Below are 15,302 nucleotides of genomic sequence, written 5' to 3'. Positions count from 1 at the left end.
TCTTATTTTTAATCACTTAAAGTCTTTTACATTGAAATTATATTTATCAGCCCCAGAAAATAAAACATTAAATTCTGCTATTAAAATAACAGGAAGCAAAAGCGAGTCTAACCGCCTATTGTTACTACAAGCATTATATCCGAATATAAAAATAGAAAATCTTTCTAATTCTGATGATGCAATTGTAATGCAAAAAGGAATTAAGGTGTCTAAAGGAGAAGTAGATATTCATCACGCAGGTACAGCAATGCGTTTTTTAACCACTTATTTTTCTTGCCAAGATGGTAAAGAAGTTGTGCTTACAGGGTCTAAACGTATGACAGAGCGCCCAATAGGAGTATTGGTAGATGCATTAAAATCTTTAGGAGCAGATATTACCTATTTAGAAAATAGTGGTTATCCTCCGCTACATATTAAAGGAAAAAAAATAACAGCAAACAAAGTAAGTTTACCTGCTAATATTAGTAGTCAATACATTTCTTCATTAGTATTAACTGCACCAAGTTTAGATAATGGTTTAGAGTTAGAGTTGGTTGGTAAAATTACCTCTGTGCCTTATATAAAAATGACGCTAGCTTTACTTACGCAAATAGGAGTAGAAAACTCTTTTGAAGGTAATACTATTAAGGTGGCGCCAAAAAAATCTGTTAGTAATACTACACTGGTTGTAGAGTCAGACTGGAGTTCTGCTTCTTATTTTTACAGTATTGTAGCAATGTCTGCTGTTGGTACAGAAATTACCTTATCTGCCTATAAAAAACATAGCTTACAGGGAGATAGTGTTTTGGCTGATATTTATACAGATTTTGGTGTAGAAACTACATTTTTAGATGCTAAAGTAGTTTTAAAAAAGATCACAGATAAAGAAACACAAGAAATTACAAAAGACCTTAGTAATGCGCCAGATATAGCACAAACCATTGCAGTTACGGTTTTTGGTTTGGGACTAGGTTGCCATTTAACAGGTTTACACACGCTTAAAATTAAAGAAACAGATAGGTTAGAGGCTTTAAAAACAGAGCTTACAAAATTAGGAGCGTCTATTACGGTTACAGACAAGACACTTACTATAAAACCAACAACAAAAATTAACAAAGACATTGCTATAGATACCTATAATGACCATAGAATGGGAATGGCTTTTGCTCCTTTGGCGCTAAAAACAAACTTGTTTATTAATGATGCAGGTGTGGTGTCTAAGTCTTACCCAGATTTCTGGACCGACCTTAAACTGCTTAAATTTGGTGTAAAAGAAGCATAATTGTGGTTAAATTGTTATTTAATTGGTGTTTTACTTGACAACGCCTATTGTAGCATAGTATATTTGCAATCGCATAAAAAGAAAATTAAAAAAATATGCACTAAACCGTAAAACGTTGAGTGCTTTTTTATTGGCATAAAATAATATCGTTTTTAATTTTCAGAGGTTATGTATAACCGTTAACATCATAAAAAATATTAAATGAAATTATCTAGCTTTAATTTTGAACTTCCAGACAATTTGTTAGCCGAGTATCCTTCTGAACACAGGGATGAAGCTAAATTGATGGTAATACATAGAGAAACCGGAAAAATTGAACACAAAATGTTTAAAGACCTTATTAATTATTTTGATGAGGGAGATGTAATGGTTTTAAACAACACTAAAGTTTTTCCTGCTCGTTTATATGGTAATAAAGAAAAAACAGGAGCAAGAATTGAAGTGTTTTTATTACGTGAATTAAATGCAGAACAGCGTTTATGGGATGTTTTAGTAGATCCTGCACGTAAAATAAGAATAGGAAATAAATTGTATTTTGGTGACGATGAAACTTTAGTTGCAGAAGTTATAGATAATACAACATCTAGAGGTAGAACTTTACGTTTTTTATACGATGGTTCTTATACAGACTTTAGACAAAAATTAAAAGATTTAGGGGAAACACCATTACCTAAATACATAAAAAGAGAAGTAGAGGAATCTGATGAAGACAGGTACCAAACAATATACGCTAAGCACGAAGGTGCTGTAGCTGCACCAACAGCAGGTTTACACTTTTCTAAACACTTATTAAAAAGATTAGAAATTAAAGGAGTAGATTTTGCAGAATTAACTTTACACGTTGGTTTAGGAACTTTTAACCCAGTAGAGGTAGAAGATTTATCTAAACATAAAATGGATAGTGAAGAGTTAGTTATTGATGAAAAAGCTACAGAGGTTGTAAACGCTGCTATAGATAATAAACGTAGAATTTGTGCTATTGGTACAACGGCTATGCGTGGTTTAGAAAGTGCAGTTTCTAGTAACGGACACTTAAATACGTATGAAGGATGGACAAATAAATTTATTTTTCCTCCTTATGATTTTAGTATTGCTAACTCTATGGTTACAAACTTTCACTTACCAAAGTCTACTTTGTTAATGATGGTTTCTGCTTTTATTGGCCATGACCTTATGAAAAAAGCATACAAAGAGGCTATTTTAGAAAGCTATAAATTTTACTCTTACGGAGATGCAATGCTAATTATATAATTGGCATTTTAATACATAAAATATAAATCCCGTCAGTTTTCTATTTTTAATAGAAATTGGCGGGATTAACTTTTATCTACTACCTTTAGTACTGTGGAAAAAAATAAGAAAAAAGACATAAGAGCCTTAACTAAGGAACAAATTAGAGCATTTTTTGTAGCTCAAGGAGATAAAGCCTTTAGAGGTAACCAGGTATACGAGTGGTTATGGCAAAAAGGGGCACACTCTTTTGAGGCAATGACAAATGTATCTAAAGAAACAAGGCAATTGTTGGATGATAACTTTGTTATAAACCACATAAAAGTAGATCAAATGCAGCGTAGTAGTGATGGTACTATTAAAAACGCTGTGCAATTACATGATGGTTTAATTGTAGAGTCGGTTCTAATACCAACAAAAACAAGAACCACAGCCTGTGTCTCTAGTCAAGTTGGTTGTAGTTTAGATTGTAGGTTTTGCGCAACATCTAGGTTAAAGCGTATGCGTAACTTAAATCCAGATGAGATTTATGATCAAGTAGTTGCTATAGATAATGAAAGTAGATTGTATTTTGACCGTAAACTAAGTAACATTGTGTTTATGGGTATGGGAGAACCTTTAATGAACTATAATAATGTTTTAAAAGCTATAGATAAAATAACCTCTACAGAGGGCTTAGCTATGTCTCCAAAAAGAATTACGGTTTCTACATCTGGTGTTCCAAAGATGATAAAGAAAATGGCAGATGATGAGGTAAAGTTTAAATTGGCAGTGTCCTTGCATTCTGCTGTGGATGAAATTAGAACCTCTATAATGCCTTTTAATGCTACTTTTCCTTTAAAAGATTTAAGAGAGGCGTTACAGTATTGGTACGCTAAAACAAAAAGCAGAATTACATATGAATATGTAGTTTGGGATGGTATTAATGATACACAGAATGATGCAAATGCACTTGTAGATTTCTGTAGGTTTGCGCCATCAAAAGTAAACTTAATAGAGTATAATCCTATAGATGATGGTGAGTTTCAGCAGGCTAGTAATAAAGCTATAGATATGTATGTGGCAACATTAGAGCGTAACGGTATAACAGTTACGGTAAGGCGCTCTAGAGGTAAAGATATAGATGCAGCTTGTGGGCAGCTAGCAAATAAAAGCTAAAAAAGGCAGGCGAAAATCAATCACCTGCCTTTAACTAAAAAAACACATTAACCACAATGTTTTTTTTATTTCATTTGAGCTTTTAACTCATCAATAGTTTTAGCCATTACAACTCCAGGTATTTTAATAGGAGCAGCAACTTCTGCTAAAAATGTACCTTTTACTTCTCCTCTTTTGTATGTAGTAAAACCTACTCTGTACAAGCCAGCAGTTAATGCTTTTGTAGGGTTGCTTACCTCACTCTTGTAACGTAATAAAGAATTGTAGCTACTTCCGCTAGGTTGCTTAGGTAACTCAGATGTATCATCATTAGAAGCTAAAGTAACCCAATTAGCACTTTTAGCACCTTCTGTAGTAACTTTATCAGCAGAAACAATATCAGATCTTTCTAAGGTAATGTAAGTGTCAAAAAAGTCTTTTGTAGAAGCGTGCTCATCAAAATCTGCAGATTTTACCGCATTTTTAATTTTATCACCATTTGCAGGCGAAACCATTCTTACTCCTAATTCTGGAGCAGCCAATGGTACCCAAACGTATATGTAATAAAACTTTTTATTGTCTTTTACTTCATCTTCATTACCAGGGCTAGCGTAACCTAAGTAGCTAATGTTGTCTGTGTAAGGAACCTTAATAGTTTTTGGTCCTATTTTTTTTTCAACAGAACTTCCAAATTTTTTCAATTTTTGAGCGTTTACAATTGCGCTACAGCTAAAAAGTAACATTGCTGCTACAAATAGATTTTTTTTCATCTTAAGTGTGATTTATTAATTGTTTTTGTTTTTAATAACACAGCAAAGATGACGCTATTAAACAAAACAAATAGACCTATTTGTAGGGAAAATTTTACCCCTGTTTTCAGGGGTAGGCTATAATATTACTAAAACGTAAATCATTGCCTTGAAATCTAATAATTTAATTACTTTTACCTTTCCAAATTTAACGAATTGCTTTTTTGAAAATTGTAGCACAAATTAAGGACCCTGTAAATAAAGAAATGGAGCTTTTTGAAAAAAAGTTTCACGCCTCTATGTCTTCTAAGGTGGCCTTATTAAACAGAATTACTTACTATATAGTAAATAGAAAAGGAAAACAAATGCGACCAATGTTTGTTTTTTTAACAGCAAAATTGGTATCTGGTGGCAAGGTTAATGAGCGTACTTATAGAGGTGCATCTGTTATAGAATTAATACATACTGCCACTCTAGTTCATGACGATGTTGTAGATGATAGTAACAAGCGTCGTGGCTTTTTCTCAGTAAATGCACTTTGGAAAAATAAAATAGCTGTACTTGTAGGTGATTTTTTATTATCTAAAGGGTTGTTGTTGTCTATTGATAATGGTGATTTTGATCTTCTAAAAATTATTTCGGTTGCAGTACGTGAAATGAGTGAAGGTGAGCTGTTACAAATTGAAAAAGCACGTAAATTAGATATTACAGAAGATGTCTATTATGAAATAATAAGACAAAAAACAGCCACGCTAATAGCAGCTTGCTGTAGTTTAGGGGCTTGTTCTGTAAATCCAGATTCTGATGATGTAGAAACTTTTAGAAAGTTTGGAGAACTCATAGGTATGGCTTTTCAAATAAAAGATGATTTGTTTGACTATGGGGATGAGGCAATTGGTAAGCCAACAGGTATAGATATTAAAGAACAAAAAATGACGCTTCCTTTAATATATACACTTAATAACTGCACAAAAAAAGAAAAGAGTTGGTTAATAAACTCTGTTAAAAAGCACAATAAAGACAAAAAGCGAGTTAAAGAGGTAATTAACTTTGTTAAAGACAGTGGTGGTTTGGCGTATGCCGAAGAGAAAATGATGTCTTTTAAAAAGGAAGCTCTTGCTTTATTAAGTAAATATCCAGAGTCCGATTATAAAAGTTCGCTAGAACTAATGGTAAATTACGTGGTAGATAGAAAAAAATAATAACTTTATCACTTTAAAAATCAGAGCGTTGTAATTTATTTTAAAATAAATTTATTTTCTGGGCAACGTTACAGTAATGTTTGTTGTCTATACTTATAGAACACCATTACTGTGAAAATTATTAAACTTTACAAAAACGAGAATACCCTTATAAAAAAAGCCGCTGCTGCAGACAGGGATGCTCAAGAGCGCTTGTATAATAAATATGCTCCAAAAATGTTAAGCGTTTGCAGGCAATATATAAAAGACCTGCAATTTGCAGAGGATGTTATGGTATGTGCTTTTTTAAAAGTATTTAAGTATTTAGACACTTTTAAGTTTGAGGGTAGTTTTGAAGGATGGGTTCGTAAAATTATGGTTAGGGAGTGTATAACTTACTTGCGTAAAAAACAGCATATTGTTTTTGATGATGAAGTATATGAGCGTTCTGCACCTAAACATATAACTAGTACGCCAGATTTAGATGTAGAGCAAGTACAGTTATTAATAGATGCTTTACCAGAAGGTTATAAAATAGTATTTGTAATGTATGCTATTGAGGGATACAAACATTTTGAAATTGCAGAGCAATTGGGTATTTCAGAAAATACATCAAGATCTCAGTTGTTTAAAGCTAGAAAAATGTTGCAAGAAAAATTAGAAAAAATAAAGACAACAGATTCAGTTACAATAGAATCTTAAAAAAAATAGTACAATGGCACCTTTAAAATTTGAAGAACATTTAAAAGATAAGCTAAAAGATAGGGAAGTTACCCCATCTAGCAATGCGTGGTCCAAAGTTGCTGCGGGTTTGGAGAGTCAACCAATTAATAAAAAAAATAAAAAGCCAGCATATTTTGCTATTGCTGCTTGTTTAGTTGGTTTGTTAATAGCATCGGTTTGGTTTTTTAACACTGCAGAACCAAGTAATAATTCTCCTCAAGTTGTAGACACAGATAAAGTAGATGATAGTAAAAAATCAATTTTAAAAACAAAGACAATTTTTAAAGAAGAAAATACTACTGTTGTAGCATCTAAAGAAGTAACTGTAAAAGAAGAGAAAAACACTGTAATTAAACAGGAAGCAAAAATTAATACTCCAGAAAATCAATTTAAAAGACCAGAGCAGACAAAAATTGCTGCATATGAAAAAACGAATAAACAATTAAAAATTAACCAGCCAGAGAAAACAATTATAGATGCCAAACTAAATGTTGTAATGGAGAAACTAGCCTTGCTAGAGGAAAATAATATTGCAGTTACAGATGCAGAAGTAGACTCTTTACTACGTAATGCACAACAAGAAATTTTAGCAGAAAAAGCAATTAAAGCAGGTATGTCTGTAGACGCTATGGCCTTATTGATAGAAGCAGAAAGTGAATTAGATGTAAGTTTTAGAGATAAAATTTTTGACAATCTAAAAAGGCGTTACCTCAAATTAAAAACTGCAGTAGCTGCACGTACTAACTAACAAATAAACATTCATCAATCAGAGTTTTATATTTTCTTCTGGCGTATTGTATCTGCAATATGCTAGGGGAATAATAAAACACATCTAAAATTTAATTATTATGAAAAAAACTACACACTACATTTTATTAATTATAACGGTTTTTTGTGTGCAACTAACATTTGCTCAAGAACAAATTAAATCTAAAATTGATCTTTTATTAAAAGAAAAAGAACAAATTAGATTGTATGAAAAAGAGGCGCTAAAAACAGAAATAGAGGCTATAACTAAGCGTTTAGAGAAGAATGAAATAACAGCGCAACAAGCACAAAATTTAAAAGCTGAGGCAGCAAAAAATAGAGCTTTAAACATAGAGAATAGGGTTGCTATTATTGATAATAAAATATCATTATTAGAGCGTAATGGTACAGATAAGCTTGCTAGGTTAGATTCTTTACCAGGTAAAGTAGAGGTAGATGTTTTTGATATAAAATTTAACGACAAATCTATTTTTTATAGTGAAACAAAAAAACAAGAAGTTAAATACGATATTAGAACCGTGTCTGAACTTGTTTTGGCTGTTGGGTTAAATAATGCAATTATAGACGGACAATCTTTAGATGATTCTCCTTATAAAATAGGAGGTAGTCGTTTTTTTGAAATGGGAATTAATTGGAGAACTAGATTGTTTAAAAACTCTAATGCAGTGCGTCTAAATTATGGTTTTTCGTTTCAATTTAATGGTCTTAAAGTAGATGATAACTTATACTTTGTAGAAAACGGAAACCAAACGGATTTACAGGACTTTGAGTATGATTTAGACAAAGCAAAACTTAGAATGGATAACCTAGTATTTCCTGTGCATTTTGAGTTTGGACCATCTAGAAAAGAAGAAACGGAAGAAAAAATGCGTTATTATATAGATAACAAGTTTAGAATAGGTATAGGTGCCTATGGAGGATTTAATATTGGTACTCGTCAAAAGCTAAAATACAAAGAGAATGGTAAAAAAGTTAAAGATAAGTTTAAAAGAGACTACAATACATCAGACCTTATATACGGTTTAAGTGCATATGCAGGTTTTGGAGATACAACATTATATGTTAAGTATGATCTTAATCCTATTTTTAAAGATGCCTTAGTAGATCAGCATAATATTTCAGTAGGCTTACGTTTTGATTTATAATAGCGTATTAGAAAAATATAAAAATCCTAAGCAATTTAGCTTAGGATTTTTTTTGTTTTTGAATTTTTAAATGAAGAATCCTGAGCTAGTAAAAACTACGGAGACAATTTAAACTAGTCAAGATTCTTGCCCTTATCAACCAAATAAGTATTGTGTGTTTTTTATTAGGATACTACAAATAAAAATGAAGATACAATCATCCAAGCGCCAAGTATAAGGCCAATTAAACCTAATTTACCTTGCTTAGGAGCAATTTTAGCTCTCATCTCTTCGGCTTTAGCCTTTGCTGCTTCATTTTTAGATAATACATACTTGTTAATTAGTCCGTACCCTAACATAAAGCCCAAAGCAGCAGTAACAATGTTACCTACTAAATATGTTATCCATAAGATAGGCCAAGTGCTTAACCATCCAATAGTTAAAATAGCACTAACAATTCCCCAAATCCCCCAAAAACAAAATACCATTCCTATCCAACCTTGGTAAGGTTCAATTTTTTCTAGTAGCTCTTTGGCATTTGGTTTTTTAGATAATAATAAAGACGGTACAGCTAAAATGCTTAATAATATTAAAGAAATTCCCCAGCTCATAATTTTTAATTTTTTTTTAGATTAATATTGGTTTATTTAATTTTGATGTTACAAAGGTGCGGCCATTATAGAGTTTAAATTACCCTTAGACTAGCTAAAATGCTTACCCTGAAAACAGGGGTAGTTGTTATAGCACTTATTTTAGATTAGTTTATTTTTTTGATATTTAGTTCATTATATTTACCCTCTTATTTAAAAATTACTAAAATTTGATTTCTAAATCTACTATAGACCAAGTTTATGAAACTGCTCGTTTAGAGGAGGTTATTGGCGATTTTGTTCAGTTAAAAAAATCTGGAACCAACTTTAAAGGTTTAAGTCCGTTTACAGATGAGCGTTCACCAAGTTTTATGGTGTCTCCTGTTAAACAAATCTGGAAAGATTTTAGTAGTGGTAAAGGAGGTAATGTAGTTGCTTTTTTAATGGAGCATGAACACTTTACTTATCCAGAGGCTATAAAATACTTGGCTAAAAAGTATAATATAGAAATAGAAGAAACCGAACGTACAGACGAACAAAAAGAGCAAGCTAATGAAAAAGAGAGTATGTACTTGGTGTCTGAGTATGCTCAAAAATATTTTTCTGAAGTATTGTGGGAACGTGAGTTGGGTAAGGCTATTGGTTTAAGTTACTTTAAAGAACGGGGCTTTACAGATGAAACAATTAAAAAATTTAGCCTTGGTTATTGTTTAGATCAATGGGACTCTTTTACAAACACTGCCTTAGATAAAGGGTATAAGTTAGAGTATCTAGAAAAAACAGGTTTAACAATAGTTAAGAAACAAGAAGGACAAGAGGCTAGAAAATTTGATAGATTTAAAGGTCGTGTAATGTTTCCTATACAGTCTATGAGTGGTAGAGTGTTAGGTTTTGGTGGTCGTATTTTAACTAATGATAAAAAAGCAGCTAAATACTTAAATTCTCCAGAGAGTGATATTTACCATAAAAGTAAAGTGCTTTATGGTATTTACCACGCTAAACAGGCTATAGCTAAAGAAGATAACTGTTATTTGGTAGAAGGGTATACAGATGTTATACAGTTTCATCAAAGAGGTATACACAATGTTGTTGCTTCTAGTGGTACCGCACTTACACCAGACCAAATTAGACTTGTAAATAGGTTAACTAAAAACATAACTGTTTTGTTTGATGGTGATGCAGCTGGTTTGCGTGCCTCATTACGTGGTATAGATTTAATTTTAGAACAAGGTATGAATGTTAGGGTTTGTACTTTTCCTGAAGGTGAAGACCCAGACAGTTTTTCTAAAAACAACTCTTTAGAAGAAGTTCATCAATATTTAGAAAGTAATTCTAAAGATTTTATACAGTTTAAAGCTTCTTTATTAATAAAAGAAACTGCCAATGACCCAATAAAAAAAGCAGAAACAGTACGCGATATTGTAAATAGTATTTCTAAGATACCAGACCGTATTAAAAAGGAAATTTACATACAAGAGTGTGCGCAGTTAATGAATATTTCAGAATCTGTACTTTTTAACACGCTTGCGCAGATAGGTAAAAAGGAGATTGCAGACGAGGTTAAAAAACAAAAAGAAGAGCAAAAACCTTTTCAGGTTGTAAAAAATAAAGTTGTACAAGAGAAGTTAGATGTTCAATATGTTTTAGAAAAAAAGATAATAGAATTGCTTTTGCTTTACGGAGACACTACTCAGCAGTTTGATGATTTGTTGCTTAAAGAAGATGATAAGGGAGACCTTATTTTAGAAAAAGAAACTGTAGAGGCGCGTGTTTTCGAAAAAATTTATCTGGATTTACAAGATGATGAAATAGAACTTACCAATGCAAATTTTAGAGATATATATTACAAACTTATAGAAGACTTAAATGAAAAAGAACATTTTGAGGCAAATAAGTTTATTGGTGGTTTAGATCAAGATTTAGTCTCCGAAATTTCTTCAATTTTAATGGAAGAAGAAAAATACATTTTACATGATTGGGAACGTAAAGAAATATATCCAAAAGAAAAGTCTGTAAGTATAGGTCAGTTGGTAAGTGAAACCATACTAACGTTACGTTGCTATTTAATAAAAAAGAGAATAGGGGAGTTACAAGAAAAAACTCAGGATCCAAGTCTAGATAATTCAGAAATTTTGCAAGAAATAATGAATTATCTAAACTTAAACTCTTTATTGGGTAAAAAATTAGCTAGGGTGCTCTCTTAAATAATGAGTTAGCCCTTAGTTGTATTTAATAGTTCTCCCACCAATTTGTGGTATTATTGGTCGTGTCTTTTACAATAATTTCATCTCCAATTTCGGGTGTAATTACATCTAGGTTTAGTTCTTTTGCCCTTGCTTTTACACGTACAATTGGATCTGTCCAGCTATGTAAAGCTAATTTAAAGCCAGCCCAGTGTATCGGAACAATTTTTTTGGCTTGCACATCTAAGCCAGCTTGTGCGGTTTCTTCGGGCATCATATGTATATCTGCCCACATTTGGTTATATTGTCCGCATTCCATTAAGGCAATATCAAAAGGGCCGTATTTATCTCCTATTTCTTTAAAGTGCGGGGAGTAGCCACTATCTCCACTAAAGTAAATGTTATCTTGTTTAGATTGTATTACCCAAGAGCTCCAAAGTGTGCTTTGGCTGTTGTTAAGTTTACGTCCAGAGAAATGTTGTGCTGGGGTACAAACAAAAGTTAAGTTGTCTAGTTTTGTATTTTGCCACCAATCTAATTCTGTAATTTTATCTTTTGCTACGCCCCAAGCTTCTAAATGTACACCTACACCTAACGGTACATAAAAGCGTTTGGCTTTGTCTTTAATTTTTAAAATGGTTTCATAATCTAAATGATCATAATGATCATGTGAAAACAATACAGCATCAATTTTATTAAGCTGTTCTAATGCTATAGGGAATTTAGTATTAAATCTATTTGCACCCATTAATGGATGTGGAGCAGCAACTTTACCTAACATTGGGTCTAAAAGAATGTTTTTACCTTCAATTTGTAATAGAAAAGAAGAGTGGCCATACCAAAAAAGTCGAGATTCTTTGTTGTAATTTGCAACATCAGCAGAGTCTACTGTTTTTACATTTAAGTCTTTTTTAGGTCTAGCATTAGGTACTTTAGTTGTAAAAAACTTGTATGCTAATGATAGTGTTTCTGTAAAACTTAAATCTTTGGGTACAGGTAAAGTGTTGTTAAACTTGTTGTTTTTGTATTGAGGAGATTCTTTATAAATTTCTTTACGCTCTTTGGTAATATCACCACCAAATGTTGGGTAAAAATTAGTAAATAAAAAATAAGATATTACTAATGTTATAAGTATAGTTACTATTGCAATCATTATTCTTTTAAATAATCTTTTTAGCATATTGCTAGATGTAAATTTAGTAAGCTGTAAAATTAAACAACTAATTGTATTATAGTCTGTTTGCTTTATTTTTTAGCTTAATATTAATAGTTTTAAACAAAAAAAAGTCAGCAATGAGCTGACTTTTTTTGATAAAACATATGTTATTTCTTAGAAAATATCTAATGCTTTAGCTTGTTGTAATAAGTCTACCATATTATCTACGTTTAATTTTTTCATTAAACGAGCCTTGTAAGTACTAATGGTTTTTTCGTTTAAACCAAGACCTAATGCAACATCTTTGTTTCTTTTACCGCTAGCAAGCATTTTTAAAACTTCTATTTCTCTTGTAGATAGTTTTCTAAATAATCTTCTAGGTTTTTGTGTGCCTTCATCAAAAGCTAGTCTTTGCGCTAGTTCATTAGTGATAAACATTTTACCATCACTAATTTTTTCTAGAGCCGCTACTATGTAATCTAAATCTGCGTTTTTAGATAAATAACCTTGCGCACCAGCTCTAATAGAGCTAATAGCGTAAACATCTTCAGACTGTCCGCTGTACATAAGTACTTTAACATCTGGATGATTCTTCTTCATTTTTCTTAAACAAGCAATCCCGTTAATCTCAGGAAAATCCATCTCTAACATTAAAATATCTGGAGTTTCATTTTCCAGTTTTTCAAAAAGTTCTGATGAAGTTCTAGCAGTGCCAATAACTTTAAAGCCCGTCTCAATACTCAACATCTGCGTAATGCCCACTTGCACAACAGGGTGACTATCTGCAATAAATACTGTTTTCATTTTTTTTGGTTTTAATTAAATTTAAGCATAATCTGTCTTCCACAACATTAATTCTGACAGAGAATGTAAGGTTAAATTGTATGTTTGTTCAACAAAAATGGTACTTTTTTGTTAGAATTTACTATTATTTAACTTTTTTTCGTTTTACAATACGTTATCTGCGATGACTGGCTATTTTAAGCCATTTGGAATGTCGCATACAGGTATTGGTTTCATTTTGTGCTGGTTAGCATTGTTTAGTTTTTTATATAATATAAAGACCTCTTGTTGTCTTCCTTTAAAATCATTTTTTGTTTTACCCTTGTCGTCTTCTAGCATTGCCCACTCTAGCTCTGGGTATGATGCTCCTATTTGGTCTTCATCTGTTCTGTCATCTCCCCACAAACCATCTGTAGGCGCAGCATTAATAATGTCAGAATTAATACCTGTAAATTTAGCAATTTCGTATACTTCACTTTTCATTAAATCTGCAATAGGGCTAAGGTCTACTCCGCCATCTCCATACTTAGTGTAAAATCCTACGCCAAAATCTTCAACCTTGTTGCCAGTACCAGCTACCAAATAACCGTGTAATCCTGCAAAATAATACAAAGTTGTCATTCTTAGTCTTGCTCTTGCGTTAGCTAAAGATAAAAACCTCTCTTCTTCATTAGTTACACTTGGTAGTGTGTCTATAAAGCTATCAAAAACAGGAGTTAAGTTTACTTGTTGTCTTTTTACGTTTTTAAAATTGCTTTGCAACCAATCTATATGCTTGCTGGCTCTTGTTACCTGACTCTCTGCTTGGTGTATTGGCATTTCTAAACAAAGTAACTCTAAACCTGTTTTTGCACACAGGGTAGATGTTACAGCAGAATCAATTCCGCCAGATATACCTATTACAAATCCTTTTATGTTTGCTTTTGTAGCATAATCCTTTAGCCAATTAACAATATGGTTTGTTACTTTTTCTGTTTGCATAGAATTCCTTTATTACGTTGAAAACTGTTAACTTTGTATCCTGTAAAAATAAACGCTAACATTTTAATATTAAAATGTTACTGTAATTACTTTTAAATGAAACAACCATTTTATATCATTTTACTTGTTTTTATCCTTTTTTTGGGTTGTAAACAAGAGTCTAAAGAGGCAAAACAGATAGCCAAAGTAAATGTATCATTAGATGTTGCTAGGTTTGATAGGGAAATTGCTGATGCTAAACCAACAGATATTCCTGTGTTAAAAGAAAAGTATCCTTACTTATTTCCTGTACAATATCCAGATAGCTTATGGGTCGCAAAATTAAGAGATACATTACAAATATCTTTGTTAAAAGAAGTTAATATAGCCTTTGGAGACTTTAAAAAGCAAAAAAATGAGCTTGAGTTATTTTACAAACACGTAAAATATTACTTTCCTAAAGAGACAGAGCCTAAAGTGGTTACTGTTATTTCTGATGTAAATTATAATAATCCTGTTATACTTACAGAAGAACTTTTATTAATTGGATTAGATAACTACTTGGGAAAGGATCATAAATTTTACAAAGGATTACAAAATTATATTGCAGAGGGATTAGATAAAAAATACCTTTTAACAGATGTAGCTAATACATTTGCAAAAAAAGTTGTGCCTTATCCTGCAAACGACAGAACTTTTTTAGCGCAGTTGGTATATTATGGAAAAGAGTTATATGTAAAAGATAAGCTAATACCTTTTGTAGATGATGCAGTAAAAATAAAGTATACTCAGCAAGATTTGGATTGGGCTTTTGCTAATGAAGAACCAATTTGGCGTAATTTTATTGAAAACCAATATTTATATAGTACATATAAAAATTTAAATAAGCGTTTTTTAGATCCTGCACCATTTTCTAAGTTTCAGTTGGAGTTAGATAGTGAGTCGCCAGGACGATTAGGACGTTTTTTAGGATGGCAAATTGTGCGTTCTTTTATGGATAATAATAACGTAACTTTGCAACAAATGCTACAGCTGCCTGCTGAGGAAATATTTAAAAAATCTAATTATAAACCAAAAAGATAAATGTCAAAATTACATACATCAGAAATTAAGTTAACTGTTGGTCTGGATGAAAACAGAGTGCCAGAGGCTTTAAATTGGTCTGCAGAAGACGGAGGGATAGAGAATGAAGAGGCAAAAGCAATGCTTTTATCTGTATGGGATAGTAAAAACCAAGAGTCTTTAAAAATAGATTTATGGACTAAAGATATGCCTGTAGATGAAATGAAAGTATTTTTTCATCAAACATTAGTGTCTTTGTCTGATACTTTTTATAAAGCTACACAAGATGAAAAAATGACAGCAACAATGAAAGATTTTTGCGAGTATTTTGCAGATAAGCTAGAGCTTAAAAAAGGCTAGCATTATTTAAATTATTACAATTAAAAAACTCCCAA

At 31.7% G+C, this 15,302-nt stretch carries 15 protein-coding genes; 10 read left to right on the top strand and 5 right to left on the bottom strand.

Annotated features, from left to right (window positions below; translation table 11 throughout):
* The first annotated feature begins 31 nt into the window (after positions 1-31).
* The 3 genes from JM80_RS00530 to rlmN all read left to right on the top strand — a co-directional run bounded on the left by JM80_RS00530 (position 32) and on the right by rlmN (position 3,649).
* The gene (locus tag JM80_RS00530) at positions 32-1,261 is read left to right on the top strand and encodes a 3-phosphoshikimate 1-carboxyvinyltransferase (protein WP_144708887.1); all 1,230 of its coding nucleotides are present in this window, start codon (positions 32-34) and stop codon (positions 1,259-1,261) included.
* Positions 1,262-1,462: 201 nt separating this feature from the next.
* Entirely contained in the window at positions 1,463-2,512 is a 1,050-nt protein-coding gene (gene queA / locus JM80_RS00525) for a tRNA preQ1(34) S-adenosylmethionine ribosyltransferase-isomerase QueA (RefSeq protein WP_013621561.1), read from the top strand.
* A 93-nt stretch (positions 2,513-2,605) separates the two neighbouring features.
* On the top strand, positions 2,606-3,649 hold the full coding sequence (gene rlmN / locus JM80_RS00520) for a 23S rRNA (adenine(2503)-C(2))-methyltransferase RlmN (RefSeq protein ID WP_034643018.1): 1,044 nt from the start codon (positions 2,606-2,608) through the stop codon (positions 3,647-3,649).
* 65 nt (positions 3,650-3,714) lie between these two features.
* On the opposite strand, the gene JM80_RS00515 is transcribed toward rlmN, so the two are convergent.
* A complete protein-coding gene (locus JM80_RS00515) occupies positions 3,715-4,398 on the bottom strand; it encodes a Lipl32 family lipoprotein (RefSeq protein ID WP_013621563.1) in 684 nt (227 codons plus the stop codon).
* Between the two features lie 203 nt (positions 4,399-4,601).
* Between JM80_RS00515 and JM80_RS00510 the strand changes: the two genes are divergently transcribed.
* The 4 genes from JM80_RS00510 to JM80_RS00495 all read left to right on the top strand — a co-directional run bounded on the left by JM80_RS00510 (position 4,602) and on the right by JM80_RS00495 (position 8,194).
* On the top strand, positions 4,602-5,579 hold the full coding sequence (locus tag JM80_RS00510) for a polyprenyl synthetase family protein (protein WP_013621564.1): 978 nt from the start codon (positions 4,602-4,604) through the stop codon (positions 5,577-5,579).
* A 111-nt stretch (positions 5,580-5,690) separates the two neighbouring features.
* Positions 5,691-6,260 carry an RNA polymerase sigma factor gene (locus JM80_RS00505; protein WP_013621565.1) on the top strand — a complete coding sequence of 190 codons (570 nt, stop codon included), beginning with the start codon at positions 5,691-5,693 and terminating at the stop codon, positions 6,258-6,260.
* 13 nt (positions 6,261-6,273) lie between these two features.
* A complete protein-coding gene (locus tag JM80_RS00500; protein WP_144708885.1) occupies positions 6,274-7,029 on the top strand; it encodes a hypothetical protein in 756 nt (251 codons plus the stop codon).
* Between the two features lie 100 nt (positions 7,030-7,129).
* Positions 7,130-8,194, top strand: a complete 1,065-nt coding sequence (locus JM80_RS00495) for a hypothetical protein (RefSeq protein WP_144708883.1) — start codon at positions 7,130-7,132, stop codon at positions 8,192-8,194.
* A 164-nt stretch (positions 8,195-8,358) separates the two neighbouring features.
* On the opposite strand, the gene JM80_RS00490 is transcribed toward JM80_RS00495, so the two are convergent.
* On the bottom strand, positions 8,359-8,784 hold the full coding sequence (locus JM80_RS00490) for a hypothetical protein (protein WP_013621568.1): 426 nt from the start codon (positions 8,782-8,784) through the stop codon (positions 8,359-8,361).
* Between the two features lie 209 nt (positions 8,785-8,993).
* On the opposite strand from JM80_RS00490, the gene dnaG reads away from it, so the two are divergent.
* Positions 8,994-10,967, top strand: a complete 1,974-nt coding sequence (gene dnaG, locus JM80_RS00485) for a DNA primase (protein ID WP_144708881.1) — start codon at positions 8,994-8,996, stop codon at positions 10,965-10,967.
* A 25-nt stretch (positions 10,968-10,992) separates the two neighbouring features.
* On the opposite strand, the gene JM80_RS00480 is transcribed toward dnaG, so the two are convergent.
* The 3 genes from JM80_RS00480 to nadE all read right to left on the bottom strand — a co-directional run bounded on the left by JM80_RS00480 (position 10,993) and on the right by nadE (position 13,866).
* Complete coding sequence (locus JM80_RS00480) at positions 10,993-12,099, bottom strand: MBL fold metallo-hydrolase (protein WP_013621570.1); 1,107 nt, start codon at positions 12,097-12,099, stop codon at positions 10,993-10,995.
* 177 nt (positions 12,100-12,276) lie between these two features.
* Entirely contained in the window at positions 12,277-12,906 is a 630-nt protein-coding gene (locus JM80_RS00475) for a response regulator transcription factor (RefSeq protein ID WP_013621571.1), read from the bottom strand.
* Positions 12,907-13,077: 171 nt separating this feature from the next.
* Entirely contained in the window at positions 13,078-13,866 is a 789-nt protein-coding gene (gene nadE / locus JM80_RS00470; RefSeq protein ID WP_013621572.1) for an NAD(+) synthase, read from the bottom strand.
* 96 nt (positions 13,867-13,962) lie between these two features.
* On the opposite strand from nadE, the gene gldB reads away from it, so the two are divergent.
* Both gldB and gldC read left to right on the top strand, forming a co-directional pair.
* The gene (gene gldB / locus JM80_RS00465) at positions 13,963-14,928 is read left to right on the top strand and encodes a gliding motility lipoprotein GldB (protein WP_144708879.1); all 966 of its coding nucleotides are present in this window, start codon (positions 13,963-13,965) and stop codon (positions 14,926-14,928) included.
* Complete coding sequence (gene gldC, locus JM80_RS00460) at positions 14,929-15,267, top strand: gliding motility protein GldC (protein ID WP_013621574.1); 339 nt, start codon at positions 14,929-14,931, stop codon at positions 15,265-15,267.
* Positions 15,268-15,302: the final 35 nt, after the last annotated feature.

The organism is Cellulophaga sp. RHA_52 (genome assembly GCF_007827205.1).
Lineage (GTDB): Bacteria > Bacteroidota > Bacteroidia > Flavobacteriales > Flavobacteriaceae > Cellulophaga > Cellulophaga lytica.
This window is presented reverse-complemented; position numbering and strand designations above follow the sequence as displayed.